A 13,833-nucleotide genomic window follows, 5' to 3' on the forward strand; every position below is an offset into this window, starting at 1 on the left:
ACCGTATCGGCGGTCACCGCCGGGCGCATACCGGGTCTGGTTGCCGTGAACGTCGATACGAAAGCCGGCACGCGGGGCATGAGGCCGACCGGCTGATGGAGCGGGCGACCGGAGGCATGGACCGGCCATCGGCGGCCGGCGGCCGGGCTCCCGCCCGGGCCGAGCCTTCGCCCTCGCGGACGCTCCCCCGCAGCCGGACCGTCACCGTTCGACTGGACCGCCGGGCGCTGCGCGGCTGGCATATCCGCCTTCTCGACCAGCTCGGGCAGCGGCCCGACCACCGGATCCGCGTCGCATGGGTCGACCACGCGGGGGGGCTGCCGCCGAACGCGGAACTCCTGTTCCGGCTGGAGGCCACCATCCACGGCCTGCCCCGGCCGGGCCTGGCCACGGCGGCCGAGCCGGTGGCGCTCGCGTCCTACGAGGCGAGCCCCGCGGGCGAGGAGCTCCGCAGCAGCGGCGCCCAGGATCTCGTCCTCGATCTCTCGAGCGCGCCTGCGGAACCGGGATCGGCACCGGCGTGGCGGCTCGACTATGACGGGATGCCGGGCGAAGCCGGCCTGCTCGCGGCCCTGTTCGCCCATGGTGCCCCGGTGGCGGCCCTGCGTGGACCGGACGGCAAGCCGGTGGCCTTGGGGCGCCTGGGCGCGGAATCGCATACGGTGATGCTCGCGGCCTTCGAGGGCTACCTCGCGCGGACCATCACGCTGATCCTCGCCGCCCTCGACGGCGCCGCCTCGACGGAGCTTCCCGACGGCGCCGGGGCGCCCCTGCAGCCCGCGACCGCCTACGACCTCGGCGGCCTGGGCGCCCGGCGGCGGGCCGCCGGGGGGCTCGCCCGGCAGATCGCCCGCAGGCTCTACGCCCTCTGCTTCCACGGCCCGCACTGGCGGGTGGGCTGGCGCCGGATCGTCGGCCCCGACCTGATCGATCTGCGCCGGCATCCCGAGGGCGGCTGGCAGGTCCTTCCCGACGACGGCCGGCGCTTCTACGCCGACCCCTTCGCGATCGCCCGGGACGGCGCCGTGACCCTGTTCGTGGAGGAGTTCGACTATCGCCGCGGCAAGGGCGTGATCGCCGCGGTGGGCTTCGGGGAGACCGGACCCCGCGGCCGTCCGGAGCCGGTGCTCGAACTCGAGACCCATCTCTCCTACCCGTTCGTGTTCGAGGCGGACGGACAGGTCTGGATGATCCCGGAATCCCACGCCTCCGGCACGATCGACCTCTACCGGGCCACCGACTTCCCGCGCGGATGGGTCCACGAGGCGGTGCTCCTCGACGGGGTCGTGGCCGGGGATGCGACCCTGCTGCAGCATGGCGGCCGCTGGTGGATGTTCGCCACGGTCCGGGCCGGCGGGGGCAGCTATTCCGACACCCTGCATCTCTGGCACGCGCCGCATTTCCGCGGGCCCTGGACCCCGCACCGGCACAACCCGGTGTTGATCGACATCGGCTCGGCCCGGGCCGCGGGCCCGATCGTGGCGCGCGACGGCGGCCTGATCCGGCCGGTCCAGGATTGCCGCGAGGGCTACGGCGCGGCGCTCGGCCTCGCCCGGATCCTGCGCCTCGACGAGGAGGCCTACGCGCAGCGGGTCGAGACGCGCCTGCGGCCCGGGGCGGCCTGGCCGGGCACGCGCCTGCACATGCTGAGCGCCGCCGGCGGCTTCGAGTTCATCGACGGCTCGCACCGGGCCCGCACGCGACTCCTAGGCTGATCCCGGCCCGCGCCGCGCCCGGCGCGGACCCGTCGGTGCCGAACGGCACCCGCGGACGGCTCGCATCCCGGCCCCGCGCACGCTAAGCGGGGGGCTCCACCCGCGCCGATCAAGCAGAACCGCCGGGACGATCACCATGGCGAGCCCCGTCGAACATGCGAGCTTCCTGCCGCCGGTCCTGACCTTCCTCACGGCGGCGGTGATCGGCGTGCCGATCTTCCGGCTGATCGGCCAGAGCGCCGTGCTGGGCTATCTCGTGGCCGGGGTGCTGATCGGGCCCTCGGGCCTGTCGCTGATCGCCGAGCCCGAGACGGCGGCGAGCGTCGCCGAGATCGGCGTGGTGCTGCTGCTCTTCATCGTCGGCCTGGAACTGCACCTGTCGCAGCTCGTCTCGATGCGGCGCGACATCTTCGGCCTCGGGACCGCGCAGCTCGTCCTCTGCGCGCTGGTGCTCGGCGGCGCCGGAATCCTGGCGGGCCTCAGCTTGGGCGCCGCCGCGGTGATCGGCCTCGCGCTGGCGCTCTCGGCCACCGCGGTGGCCCTGCAGCTCCTGGAGGAGCGGGGCGATCTCTCCAGCGCCTATGGCGGCCGCGCCTTCGCGGTCCTGCTGTTCCAGGACCTCTCGGTGGTCGGCATCCTGGCGCTGATGCCCCTGCTGGCCTCGGCGGGGGAGGCGACCGACGTCTCCTGGCTCGGGGAAGCGGCCCTCTCCACCGGCAAGGCGCTCGCGGCGATCCTGGCGGTGGTGCTGGTCGGCCGCTACGGCCTGAACCCCTTTTTCCGGCTGCTCGCCGCGAGCGGCGCCCGCGAGGTGATGACCGCAGCCGCGCTCCTGGTGGTGCTCGGCACCGCGCTCCTCATGGAGCAGGTCGGCCTGTCGATGGCGATGGGCGCGTTCCTCGCCGGCATCCTGCTGGCCGAGTCGAACTTCCGCCACCAGCTGGAGGCCGATATCGAGCCGTTCCGCGGCATGCTGCTCGGCCTGTTCTTCATGAGCGTCGGCATGTCGATCGACGGCAACCTCGTGCGGGAGGTCTGGCCCGCCCTGTTCGGCGCCACCCTGGCGGCGATCCTGGTCAAGGTCGCCATCGTGGCCGGCCTGTTCCGGCTGTTCGGCTCGGACACGCTGGGGGCCCTGCGGGGGGCGGCGGTTCTGGCGCCCGCGGGCGAGTTCGCCTTCGTGCTGCTGCCTCAGGCCCAGGATCTCGGCCTCACCGGCGTCACGGCGACGCGCTTCGCGGTGGCGCTCGCCGCGCTGACCATGCTGATCGGGCCGATTGCCGCCAAGGGGCTCGACAAGCTGATCGAGCGGCGCACCGCGCGCAGCACCCGCGCGCTGGAGGCGCCCTCCACCGAGCTGACCGAGAGCGGCGACGCCAGGGTGCTGGTGATCGGCTTCGGCCGCTTCGGGCAGGTGCTGACGCAGGTGCTGATGGCCGAGGGCATCCCCGTCACGGTGATCGACAAGGACGTGGAGCAGCTGCGCGCCGCCTCGCGCTTCGGCTTCCGCATCTATTACGGCGACGGCACCCGGCTCGACGTGCTCCGCGCCGCCGGGATCGGCCGGGTCGAGCTGGTCTGCATCTGCGTCGACGACCGGGAGGGCGCTCTCAAGATCGTCGACATCGTCCACGAGGAGTTCTCCAGCGTGCGCACCTTCGTGCGCGCCTACGACCGCCTGCACGCGGTGGAGCTGATGAACCGGGACGTCGACTACCAGATCCGCGAGACCGCCGAATCCGCCCTCGCCTTCGGACGGTCGGCGCTCGAGGGGCTCGGCCTGTCGCCGGAGGCCGCCTCGGCCCGGGCCGACGACGTGCGCAAGCGCGACATCGCCCGCCTCGTCCTGCAGCAGGCCGGGGCCCTGCCGGACGGCGCCGGCTGGATGCGCGGCGCCGCGGCGGGTCTGAAGCCCGAGCCGCTGACCATTCCGGTCCGGCCGGCGCGGGCGCTCAGCACCGAGACCCGCGACCTCGTGGGCAGCGACCGGCGCGAGGCGGCCGAGCGGCTGCTGGAGAAGCCCGCACTGGCGCCGCAGGAGACGGACGCCGCCGAGGGGGAGACCGATTCGGAGGCGGAGCTGGAAGCGGAAGGCAGCGCCCGGGATGCGTGACCGGCCGGATGTCTGACATGTCCGACGGGCCGCCCCCGGCGGAGGCGGGCCGCTTCGTCACCGGCTCGATCCTCCGGCACGTGGTGGTGATGGCCGCCACCGGATCGGTGGGGCTGATGGCGATCTTCGTCGTCGACCTCTTGTCGCTGCTCTACGTGTCGACGCTCGGCGACCCGAACCTCACCGCGGCGGTCGGCTTCGCCGGCATCGTGCAGTTCTTCGCCACGGCGGTGAATATCGGCCTGATGATCGCCGCCGGGGCGCTGGTCGGGAAGGCCGTCGGCGCGCGCGACCGCGCGGCGGCGCGGCGCCTCGCGACCTCCGCGCTGGTCCTCGGCAGCCTCGTGGCCGCCCTCATCGCGGTGCTGATCGCGCTGCTCGCCGACCCGCTCCTGGCCCTGATCGGCGCGAAGGGCGAGGCGCTGCGGGTGGCGATCCTGTTCCTCCACATCACCCTTCCGTCGAACCTGCTGCTCGCCGCCGGCATGCTGTTCACCGGCCTGCTGCGCGCGGTGGGCGAAGCCAGGCAGGCGATGTCGGTCACCCTGGCCGGAGCGGTGGTCACCGCACTGCTCGATCCGCTGCTGATCTTCGGGGCCGGCCTGGGCGTCACGGGCGCGGCGATCACCGTCTGCGTCGCGCGCGCGACCTTCGTGGCGGTGGGCGTCCGCGGCGTCGCCCGGCACGGCCTCCTCCGCCGGCCGCACCTGTCCGACCTGCCGGCCGACGCCGCCGCCCTGGCCGGCGTCGCGGGACCGGCCGTGCTCACGAATCTCGCCCCCTCGGTGGCGAGCGCGTTCCTGGCACGGCTGTTCGCCGGCTACGGGGCCGATGCGGTCGCCGCCGCGTCGGTGATCGACCGCCTGACGCCGGTGGCCTTCGGCGGCCTGTTCGCCCTGTCGGGGGCGATCGGCCCGATCCTGGCGCAGAACTGGGGCGCGGGCCTGTTCGACCGGATGCGCGGCGTGCTGCGCGCGGCGGTCCGGGTGACGCTGGCCTATGTCGCCGTGGTCTGGTTCGTCCTGGCGCTGACCCGGGGATGGCTCGCCAGCCTGTTCGGCCTGCACGGGGTCTCGGCCGAGCTCTTCGGCTTCTTCTGCCTCGTCGGCGGCGCGATCTGGTTCTTCAACGGGCTGCTGTTCCTCGGCAACGCCGCCTTCAACAATCTCGGCTTCCCCCTGCGCTCGACGCTGCTGAACTGGGGGCGCGCGACCCTCGGCACGGTCCCCCCGGCGATGCTCGGGGCGGCGCTCTACGGCCCCCGCGGCGTGGTCGCCGGGATGGGCGTGGGATCCCTGGTCTTCGGCGCCCTCGGCATCCTGCTGGCCCGCCGCACGGTGGACCGCCTGGAAGGGAGCGGCCGGCGCGGGCGTGAGCCCGAGGCTGCGGCGGCGGTGCTGGAGAGGCCGGCGCCGCTGCCGCCGGGCCATGCCCATCCCGAGCCGTTGCACTGAGACGGCGGAGAAGGCGCAAGTTCCGCGGGGAAGAACTGGTATTTCCCCGCGTGACGGGTCACCATACCCTGTCTCGGCCTGTCCCGGCCGGGGCAGGATCGAGGCGTCATGTTCAACCCGCTCGAGATGTTCCAGGCCCAGGGCGAGGCCGGCCTTCAGGCCATGGCCCAGCAATTCGGCCTGACGACTGAGCAGACGGCCCGCGCCTTCGAGGCGCTGATGCCGGCCCTGACCCTGGGGCTCCAGCGCAGCGTCGGCGTGGACCCGACCGGCTTCGCCCGGATGTTCGGGCTGGAAGCCGCCAAGCCTGCGCCGCCGCAGGGCTTCGAGGCCCTCAGCCAGATGTTCGGCTCGGCGCAGCTGATGCAGGCCGTGCTGCGGCAGGCCTCGGCCACGAGCGGCGTCGGCGCGCAGGTGCTGCGCCAGATGCTGCCGATGATGGCGGGGGCCGTGGTGGCGAGCATCGTCCATGTCATGCTGAACCAGCCGCAGGCCGAGCCCGCCCAGGCGCGGTCGAGCCCGCCGCCGCCCGTTCCGTTCCCGTTCGGGCCGGCCTGGGCCGAGATGGCCAAGGCGATGATGCCCGCGGTCCAGCCGCCGGCGCCGCCGCCGAAGCCGGCCGCCAAGCCGACCGCGAAGCCGTCGCAGGGAACTGCAGGCGAAGCCGGCTCGGATGTGTTCCAGCAGATGATGCGCACCGGGGCCGAGGTTCAGGGCAACAACATCCGGGCGATGCAGGAGCTGTTCGAGACCTTCTGGCCTGCCTCCGGGGGCGCGACGCCCCAGTCCTCGGACGGCACCCCGGCACGTCCCGATCCGGCGCCCGCCGATCCCGCGGCGGGCAAGGGCCGGCGCGGTCGCCCGTCCGGCGGGACCGGTTGACGCAGGGACAGGGCCCGGGCGGACGTTGACCCCGCGGATCGAAGCGGCAACCTGTCGCCGAGGAGATCCGCCGATGAGCGACCATTTGACCGCCTGGGACGATCGCACGGAGAGCGTCGCCGGGAATGGCGTCGCCAAGCGCGCGATCCCGGGTGCGGGTGCCAGCCTCGTGCGCGTGGTGGTGCCGGCGGGCATCTCGGCGCCGGCCCACAGTCACGACCACGAGCAGTTCGTGCAGGTGCTCGCGGGCTCCGGGGTCCTGGAGACCGAGCAGGGTCGCAAGCCGTTCTCGGCCGGCAGCGTGTTCCACTTCCCGGCCGGGGCGTGGCACGCCGCCGAATTCGAGACCGAGACGGTCTTGATCGAGACGAACCTCGCGTCGCAGGTCTGACATAGGTCCGGCGGGCGTGGCTGGTTCAGCCGGGACTCCTCGGCCGGCTCAGGCTCGGCGCTGAGGAGGAAGACGGATCATTCCGGTCCGGGGCCGAGTTGCCGTTCCAGTTCCTCAGCCGCGGGCACCGTCTCGCGCGCGTACCGGACGGCCTGATCGGCGGTCAGCAAGCGACCGTCCTCGGGAAAGAAGGCGAGCCCCCGACCGATGTCACGCAGGCCGTGATCGCCATGAGGGCGCCGATGGATTCCGCGATGGTGCCGAACCAGAACGCGTACACGCATGGCCAGGAGCCGGCGAAGTCGGTCTCCGGATAGGTTTCCTTCAATTCCGAGAACGGCACGATCGAGCACTCGAAGCCCAAGGCCCGGCCGCGCCGCACGGCCGGCAGATGCCCCGACGAGGCCAGCGGAATCATCGTTCCACGAAGCTGCAGATCGAAACCGAGCGCGTCCAGGCCGGCCTGCCAATCCGATACGCCGGCGAGTGGTCTCGGACACAGGGCGTACGCTTCCATACTCACGCGAGCACGACTCCGAGTGTGACGGCGACAGAGATGCGGCTCGTGATGGAGATGCCGCGGAGCAGATGGATCTCGATGACCGGGACGCTGTCGTCGACACCTGCGCCGGCCCGCAGGGCACGGATGCGGCGCGGCGACAGACCCGTTTCGCCGGTCTTGATGTCCCAGATCGCCCGGACCGGCGCTGCGCTGGTCCGGCCATCCCGGAGAAGAACATGCGTGCGTCTGCTGCCGGACAGGCCGTGGCGGACGATGTCGCCGGCGACGAAGCTCTGCTCGACACCGTGCCTGCCGATCCCGGGGAGATCCAGCGCGCACAGGCGGGCCGCCAGGCTGGCGTGGATCTGGAACCCGTAGAGGAACCCCTCTTCCGGCTCGGTGCTCGCGACGACGTCCTTCAGGACATCGAGGATCTCATCGGTCTTCGCGTCGATCCGAGGATCACCCGTTGGGTCCTTGCGAACGACGGTGAGCGACCCGCCCTCTCCGCACCACCGACCATCGCGGCCCCGTCGCCGATCCGGTCTGAATCCGGCTTTGATGTCCTGGCGTTCCAGAGCAACGAAGGCTCGGCTCAAGCGCAACTCCGCGAGGGAATACGCCCAGAGCACATCGGGATCATGATCTCGCATCGCGCCAGAACCCGCCGTCCTTGTTCCTGTTTTATTCCATGATTCTTTTCCTTCAATCGAGCGATCTCAGGCTTAATTAGGAAAACATTTCGGCCCCATCCGGCCGAGCGGGCGCCTGGCCTGCGGCAAATTATTCTTGGCGCGCGAGCAAAATGCCTGCGCTTGGCCTGAGCCGTCGGCGCGTGTAGGAATCCCACCTTGAACGCCCGCCCGTGCACGCCGACGAAAGGCCGGGCATCGCCCCTACCAGAACAGAGGCAGACCATGAGCGCCGGTACCGCCGCCGACAAGCACTTCTCCAACAGCTTCTTCGCCGCCCCCCTCACGGAGACCGATCCCGAGATCGCCGAGGCGGTGGCCAAGGAGCTCGGCCGTCAGCAGCACGAGATCGAGCTGATCGCCTCGGAGAACATCGTCTCCCGCGCCGTGCTGGAGGCGCAGGGCTCGGTGCTGACCAACAAGTACGCGGAGGGCTATCCGGGCCGGCGCTACTACGGCGGCTGCCAGTTCGTGGACATCGCCGAGGATCTCGCCATCGAGCGCGCCAAGCGCCTGTTCGATTGCGGCTTCGCCAACGTGCAGCCGAACTCGGGCTCCCAGGCCAACCAGGGCGTGTTCCTGGCCCTGATGCAGCCCGGCGACACCTTCCTGGGCCTCGACCTCGCCGCGGGCGGCCACCTGACGCACGGCGCCCCGCCGAATGTCTCGGGCAAGTGGTTCAAGCCGGTCTCCTACACGGTGCGCCGCGAGGACCAGCGGATCGACATGGAGCAGGTCGCCCAGCTCGCGCAGGAGCATAAGCCGAAGGTGATCATCGCCGGCGGCTCGGGCTACCCGCGCCACTGGGACTTCGCCAAGTTCCGCGAGATCGCCGACTCGGTGGGCGCCTACTTCATGGTCGACATGGCCCATTTCGCGGGCCTCGTTGCGGCCGGCGTCCATCCGTCGCCGTTCCCGCACGCCCATGTCGCCACCACGACGACCCACAAGACGCTCCGCGGCCCGCGCGGCGGCATGATCCTGACGAACGACGAGGCGCTGGCCAAGAAGTTCAACTCGGCGATCTTCCCGGGCATCCAGGGCGGCCCGCTGATGCACGTCATCGCCGGCAAGGCCGTCGCCTTCGGCGAGGCGCTGAAGCCCGAGTTCAAGATCTACGCCCGCCAGGTGGTGGAGAACGCCAAGGCGCTCGCCGACACGCTGATCTCGGGCGGCTACGACATCACCTCGGGCGGCACCGACAACCACCTGATGCTGGTCGACCTGCAGCGGAAGGGCCTCACCGGCAAGGCGGCGGAAGCCGCGCTGTCGCGGGCGCACATCACCTGCAACAAGAACGGCGTGCCCTTCGACACGCAGAAGCCGACCATCACCTCGGGCATCCGGCTCGGCACCCCCGCCGGCACGTCCCGCGGCTTCGGCGTCGCCGAGTTCAAGCAGATCGGCGGCTTCATCGTCGAGGTGCTGGACGGGCTCGCCGCCAAGGGTGAGGCGGGCGACAGCGCGGTCGAGGCCGATGTCAAGACCCGCGTCCATGCTCTCACGGACCGGTTCCCGATCTACGGCTGAGGCGTGAGCGGGGCCGGTCTTTCGGGCCGCCCTTCGGTGGATTAGGAAACGGCCGCGGATCCGACCGGTCCGCGGCCGTTTCCATGCCCGAGTATCCCATCCATGCGGTGTCCCTATTGCGGCGGCTCCGAGACCCAGGTGAAGGACTCGCGGCCCTCCGAGGACGGGGCCGCGATCCGGCGGCGCCGGGTCTGCCCCGACTGCGCCGGCCGCTTCACCACCTTCGAACGGGTGCAGCTGCGCGAGGTCGTGGTGCTCAAGCGCTCGGGCAAGCGCGTGCCCTTCGACCGGGACAAGCTGCAACGTTCCATCGACGTGGCGCTCCGCAAGCGCGCCGTCGATCCGGAGCGGATCGAGCGGCTCGTCAGCGGCATCACCCGGCAGCTCGAGAGCGCCGGGGAGCCCGAGGTGACCTCCGAGACGATCGGTGAACTGGTGATGGCGGGACTCAAGGGTCTCGACGACGTCGCCTACGTGCGCTTCGCCTCCGTCTACAAGAACTTCCGCGAGGCGAAGGACTTCGAGGACCTGCTCGGCACGCTGAGCGACGGTAGCCCGGTACCGGCGGCCGTGCCGGGGCCGGACGCCGAGCTGGAGCCCGAGGCACCGGGGCGGCGCCGCGCCGGCCGCCCATGAGCGACGATACCCACTTCATGCGCCTCGCCCTGGCGCTGGGCCGCCGCGGTCTCGGCACCACGTGGCCGAACCCGTCGGTCGGCGCCGTGGTGGTCGAGCCCGGAACCGGGCGCATCCTCGGGACGGCGGCGACGGCGCGGGGGGGACGCCCGCACGGGGAGCCCGTGGCGCTGGCCGCCGCGGGGGACGCCGCCCGCGGCGCGACCCTCTACGTGACCCTTGAGCCGTGCTCACATCACGGCCGCACGCCGCCCTGCACCGACGCCATCCTGGCCTCCGGGATCGCCCGGGTGGTCAGTGCCCTGGAGGATCCCGACCCGCGGGTGGCGGGGCGGGGCCACGATCTCCTGAGACAGGGCGGCGTCGCGGTCGAGACCGGGCTGATGCGGGATGCGGCGGCGCGCGACCATGTCGGCCACATCACCCGGGTGACACGCGGCCGCCCGGCCCTGCACCTCAAGCTCGCCCGCACCCGCGACGGCTTCTGCGCTGCCGCCGGTCCGGAGCGCCTGCGCATCACCGGCCCGGTGGCGGACGGGGTGGTCCATCTCTGGCGCGCCCATGCCGACGCGATCCTGATCGGCATCGGCACCGCCCGGGCGGACGACCCGTCGCTGACCGTCCGGCTGCCGGGCCTGGACGCTCGCTCGCCCCTGCGGGTCGTGCTCGACACGCATCTGCGGCTCTCGCCCGCCAGCGTCCTGGCGCGGACCGCCCGCGACACGCCGACCCTGGTGCTCACCACCCGCTCGGCCCCGGCCCATGCGCGGCGCGCCCTGGAGGCGCTCGGCGTCGAGGTCGCGACCGTCCCGGCCGACGCGGCCGGCGGGATCGATCTCCCGGCGGCCCTGGCGCAGCTGGGCGAGCGCGGCCTGACCCGCCTGTGCAGCGAGGGCGGCCCCCGCCTTGCGGAGGCGCTCGCACGGGCCGATCTGATCGATACCTGCACGCTGGTCACCGGTCCGGTGGAACTGGGACCGGCGGGCGGTCTTCCGGCGCTGGGGCCCGCCCTGGCGGAGGCCCTGGCGGGCGACCGGTTCCGCGAGGCCGAGCGGCTCACGTTCGGACCCGACGAGGCCGTGACCTACGAGCGCAACAGGACGTAAGCGATGTTCACGGGGTTGGTCAGCGACGTCGGCACGGTCGTCTCTGTCTCGGGCGAAGGTGATCTGCGCCGGATCGCGATCCGCGCCTCCTACGACCCGGCGACGATCGCGCTCGGCGCCTCGATCGCCTGCGCGGGCCCCTGCCTCACGGCCGTGTCGGTCGAGCCGGCCGAGGGGGGCTGCGTCTTCGCGGTGGACGCGGCCGCCGAGACCCTGGCGCGCACCACCGTAGGTTCCTGGGCGGCGGGCACGCGGATCAACCTCGAACGCTCCCTTAAGATCGGCGATGAACTCGGCGGCCACTTGGTCACGGGCCACGTCGACGGTCTCGCCGAGATCGTGGAGCGCGAGAGCGTCACGGCGGGCGCCTGGGGGCCGAGCGAGCGGTTCACGCTCCGGGCGCCGGCGGCCCTGGCGAAGTTCATCGCCGAGAAGGGTTCGGTCTGCCTCGACGGCACCTCGCTCACGGTGAATTCGGTCCAGGGCGACCTGTTCTCGGTGCTGCTGATCCCCCACACGCTCCAGGTCACCACCTGGGGTGAGCGGCGGCAGGGCGACCGCCTGAACCTGGAGGTCGACCTGATCGCTCGCTACGCCGCCCGGCTCGCGGAGGCGCGGGCCTGAGCGTCCTCAGCGCGGCGGGATCGAGTAGGTGCCGGTGGCGTGGCAGACGAGATCCGGGCTGCCGACAGCGGTGATCGCCACCTCGCCGACGGCGAGCCGCCGCCCGAGCTTGAGCAGCCGGCATTCGGCCACGAGATCCCCCGTGGCGGGCTTGCGCAGGAAGTTGAAGTTGAGACTCGTGGTCACCGCGAGCGCCACCGGCCCGATATTGGCGAGGATTGCCGCGTAGAGGGCATAGTCGGCGAGCGCCATCATGGCCGGCCCCGACACCGTCGCGCCCGGGCGCAGGAAGCGCTCGTGGGCCTCCAACCGCATCCGCGCCGAGAGCGGTCCCACGGCCTCGAGGTGGTAGGCCCGCCCGCCCGCCCGCATCTGCGGGAACTCGCGGTCGAGGAAGTCGCGGGTCTCGGCGAGGGTCAGGATCGTGGCGGTCATGGGCCCTTGCAGCACGGGCGCTCCCGGGAGGCAATCCGAAGCCCGCCTCCCGTCCATCCCCCCGGATCCTGCGGTGTCCGGATGGAATCAACCGTCGCGCGGCTCCGATCAGAAGAAGATCGGCCGTGCGCTGGCGGTGATCTCGCCCAGCACCGTGCCGGTGGCCGGCTCGATCTCCTTGAGCACCACGTCGTAGCCCCAGAGGTCGGCGAGGTGCTGCAGGACCCGCTTGGCGTCGTCCTTCTGCAGGGTGATCTTGTTGATCGCCTTGTGGTGCAGGATCAGGCGCCGGTCGCCCTCGAGATCCACATCCACCACCTCGATGTCGGGATCGAGCCAGGCGACGTCATACTGGCGCGCGAAGGCGCGGCGCAGCTTGCGGTAGCCGCGCTCGTCGTGGATCGCCTCGACCCGCAGCTCCGGCTCCTCCGGATCGTCCACGACGTGGAACAGGCGCAGGTCGCGCATCAGCTTGGGTGACAGGAACTGCTGGATGAAGCTCTCGTCGCGGTAATTCTCCCAGCAGTCGCGCAGGACCGCCATGGCGTCGCCGGTGCCGGCGATGTCGGGGAACCACGCCCGGTCCTCGTCGGTCGGCTGCTCGGCGATGCGGGCGATGTCCTGCATCATGGCGAAGCCGATCGCGTAGGGGTTGTGGCCGCCGTAGGAGCGGTCGTCGTAGTTCGGCTGCCGGATGACGTTGGTGTGCGATTGCAGGAATTCGAGGTAGGCCGCCTCGGTGATCTGCCCGGATTCCGACAGGGCGTTCATGATCCGGTAGTGGCAGTACGTGGCGCAGCCCTCGTTCATCACCTTGGTCTGGCGCTGCGGGTAGAAGTACTGGGCCACCAGGCGGACGATGCGCAGGATCTCGCGCTGCCAGGGGCGCAGGCGGGGTGCGACCTTCTCCAGGAAATAAAGAATGTTCTCCTGGGGCAGCTCCAGCAGCGCCTTGCGCCGCTCGGCGGCCATGTCGGAGCGGACGGCGCCGACCTTCTGCGGCAGGGTCCGCCAGAGATCGTTGTAGATCTGCTCCCCGTGCTCGATCCGCTCGCGCTCGCGCCGCTGCTCGGAGGCGAGGTCCGGCCGCTTCTTGCGCGGATAGCGGTGGACCCCCTGGCTCATCAGCGCATGGGCGGCGTCGAGCACCTGCTCCACCGCCTGATGGCCGTAGCGCTCCTCGCAGCGGGCGATGAAGCCCTTGGCGAAGTCGAGATAGTCCAGGATGCCTTCGGCGTCGGTCCACTGCCGGAACAGATAGTTGTTCTTGAAGAAGTGGTTATGCCCGAAGGCGGCATGCGCGATGACGAGCGTCTGCATCGTCGCCGTATTCTCCTCCATGACGTAGGAGATGCACGGGTCGGAGTTGATGACGATCTCGTAGGCGAGGCCCATGAGGCCGCGGCGGTACCCGGACTCGTGCTGGGCGAAGTGCTTGCCGAAGGACCAGTGCTTATAGAACAACGGCATGCCGATCGACGCGTAGGCGTCGAGCATCTGCTCGGCCGTGATGATCTCGATCTGGTTCGGGTACCAGGACAGGCCCAGCTGCGGTCCGGCCACCGCCTCGCAGGCGTCGTGGATCCGTCGGATCGTGTCGAAATCCCAGTCGTTACCGGTGAACAGGGGTTTCTGGCCCCCGGAGATGGTCTGGGGCGTCCGTGCCTTGACGAGCGTCATGCGGCCTCCCGTTCGATTGCTTGGATCCGGCCAACTCCGCGTCTCGCCCTCCCCCGCAGAGGCGGGAGGGACG

The 13,833-nt window shown here is 71.5% G+C and carries 13 protein-coding genes; 9 read left to right on the forward strand and 4 right to left on the reverse strand.

Annotated elements, in window-relative coordinates:
• Positions 1–95: 95 nt before the first annotated feature.
• The 5 genes from GGQ91_RS26625 (at position 96) to GGQ91_RS26645 (ending at position 6,555) form a co-directional block, all read left to right on the forward strand.
• On the forward strand, positions 96–1,715 hold the full coding sequence (locus GGQ91_RS26625; RefSeq protein ID WP_043386418.1) for a glucosamine inositolphosphorylceramide transferase family protein: 1,620 nt from the start codon (positions 96–98) through the stop codon (positions 1,713–1,715).
• Between the two features lie 136 nt (positions 1,716–1,851).
• Positions 1,852–3,828, forward strand: coding sequence for a monovalent cation:proton antiporter-2 (CPA2) family protein (locus GGQ91_RS26630; protein WP_182593208.1), 1,977 nt, complete (start codon positions 1,852–1,854; stop codon positions 3,826–3,828).
• 17 nt (positions 3,829–3,845) lie between these two features.
• The gene (locus tag GGQ91_RS26635) at positions 3,846–5,282 is read left to right on the forward strand and encodes an MATE family efflux transporter (protein ID WP_182593209.1); all 1,437 of its coding nucleotides are present in this window, start codon (positions 3,846–3,848) and stop codon (positions 5,280–5,282) included.
• 108 nt (positions 5,283–5,390) lie between these two features.
• The gene (locus GGQ91_RS26640) at positions 5,391–6,164 is read left to right on the forward strand and encodes a DUF937 domain-containing protein (RefSeq protein ID WP_043356569.1); all 774 of its coding nucleotides are present in this window, start codon (positions 5,391–5,393) and stop codon (positions 6,162–6,164) included.
• Between the two features lie 73 nt (positions 6,165–6,237).
• Complete coding sequence (locus GGQ91_RS26645) at positions 6,238–6,555, forward strand: cupin domain-containing protein (RefSeq protein ID WP_043386424.1); 318 nt, start codon at positions 6,238–6,240, stop codon at positions 6,553–6,555.
• Positions 6,556–6,718: 163 nt separating this feature from the next.
• Here the strand turns inward: GGQ91_RS26645 and GGQ91_RS26650 are convergent, their stop codons facing one another.
• A complete protein-coding gene (locus GGQ91_RS26650; protein ID WP_246410935.1) occupies positions 6,719–7,072 on the reverse strand; it encodes a hypothetical protein in 354 nt (117 codons plus the stop codon).
• A 2-nt stretch (positions 7,073–7,074) separates the two neighbouring features.
• Positions 7,075–7,656, reverse strand: coding sequence for a hypothetical protein (locus GGQ91_RS26655; RefSeq protein WP_182593210.1), 582 nt, complete (start codon positions 7,654–7,656; stop codon positions 7,075–7,077).
• Positions 7,657–7,974: 318 nt separating this feature from the next.
• On the opposite strand from GGQ91_RS26655, the gene glyA reads away from it, so the two are divergent.
• From glyA to GGQ91_RS26675, 4 genes are all read left to right on the forward strand, one after another.
• Entirely contained in the window at positions 7,975–9,279 is a 1,305-nt protein-coding gene (glyA, locus tag GGQ91_RS26660; protein WP_043356556.1) for a serine hydroxymethyltransferase, read from the forward strand.
• Positions 9,280–9,381: 102 nt separating this feature from the next.
• Positions 9,382–9,915, forward strand: coding sequence for a transcriptional regulator NrdR (gene nrdR, locus GGQ91_RS26665; RefSeq protein WP_043356555.1), 534 nt, complete (start codon positions 9,382–9,384; stop codon positions 9,913–9,915).
• Positions 9,912–11,021 (forward strand): bifunctional diaminohydroxyphosphoribosylaminopyrimidine deaminase/5-amino-6-(5-phosphoribosylamino)uracil reductase RibD, encoded by a 1,110-nt coding sequence (ribD, locus tag GGQ91_RS26670; RefSeq protein WP_179697227.1) that lies wholly within the window; start codon positions 9,912–9,914, stop codon positions 11,019–11,021. The genes nrdR and ribD overlap by 4 nt, the downstream gene beginning before the upstream one ends.
• Before the next feature lie 3 nt (positions 11,022–11,024).
• Complete coding sequence (locus GGQ91_RS26675) at positions 11,025–11,645, forward strand: riboflavin synthase (protein ID WP_043351065.1); 621 nt, start codon at positions 11,025–11,027, stop codon at positions 11,643–11,645.
• A gap of 6 nt (positions 11,646–11,651) precedes the next feature.
• Here the strand turns inward: GGQ91_RS26675 and GGQ91_RS26680 are convergent, their stop codons facing one another.
• Positions 11,652–12,080, reverse strand: a complete 429-nt coding sequence (locus tag GGQ91_RS26680; protein WP_182593222.1) for a PaaI family thioesterase — start codon at positions 12,078–12,080, stop codon at positions 11,652–11,654.
• 108 nt (positions 12,081–12,188) lie between these two features.
• Complete coding sequence (locus GGQ91_RS26685) at positions 12,189–13,760, reverse strand: SpoVR family protein (protein WP_043386436.1); 1,572 nt, start codon at positions 13,758–13,760, stop codon at positions 12,189–12,191.
• Positions 13,761–13,833 lie beyond the last annotated feature (73 nt).

The organism is Methylobacterium fujisawaense (assembly GCF_014138435.1).
Classification (GTDB): Bacteria; Pseudomonadota; Alphaproteobacteria; order Rhizobiales; family Beijerinckiaceae; genus Methylobacterium; species Methylobacterium fujisawaense.

Excerpts from the sequence above, each read along its gene's own strand:
- GGQ91_RS26685 (WP_043386436.1), bottom strand. The coding sequence starts at position 13,760 with ATGACGCTCGTCAAGGCACGGACGCCCCAGACCATCTCCGGGGGCCAG.
- GGQ91_RS26635 (WP_182593209.1), top strand. The coding sequence starts at position 3,846 with ATGTCCGACGGGCCGCCCCCGGCGGAGGCGGGCCGCTTCGTCACCGGC.
- GGQ91_RS26650 (WP_246410935.1), bottom strand. The coding sequence starts at position 7,072 with ATGGAAGCGTACGCCCTGTGTCCGAGACCACTCGCCGGCGTATCGGAT.
- GGQ91_RS26640 (WP_043356569.1), top strand. The coding sequence starts at position 5,391 with ATGTTCAACCCGCTCGAGATGTTCCAGGCCCAGGGCGAGGCCGGCCTT.
- GGQ91_RS26630 (WP_182593208.1), top strand. The coding sequence starts at position 1,852 with ATGGCGAGCCCCGTCGAACATGCGAGCTTCCTGCCGCCGGTCCTGACC.
- nrdR (WP_043356555.1), top strand. The coding sequence starts at position 9,382 with ATGCGGTGTCCCTATTGCGGCGGCTCCGAGACCCAGGTGAAGGACTCG.
- GGQ91_RS26645 (WP_043386424.1), top strand. The coding sequence starts at position 6,238 with ATGAGCGACCATTTGACCGCCTGGGACGATCGCACGGAGAGCGTCGCC.
- GGQ91_RS26625 (WP_043386418.1), top strand. The coding sequence starts at position 96 with ATGGAGCGGGCGACCGGAGGCATGGACCGGCCATCGGCGGCCGGCGGC.
- glyA (WP_043356556.1), top strand. The coding sequence starts at position 7,975 with ATGAGCGCCGGTACCGCCGCCGACAAGCACTTCTCCAACAGCTTCTTC.
- GGQ91_RS26675 (WP_043351065.1), top strand. The coding sequence starts at position 11,025 with ATGTTCACGGGGTTGGTCAGCGACGTCGGCACGGTCGTCTCTGTCTCG.
- ribD (WP_179697227.1), top strand. The coding sequence starts at position 9,912 with ATGAGCGACGATACCCACTTCATGCGCCTCGCCCTGGCGCTGGGCCGC.
- GGQ91_RS26680 (WP_182593222.1), bottom strand. The coding sequence starts at position 12,080 with ATGACCGCCACGATCCTGACCCTCGCCGAGACCCGCGACTTCCTCGAC.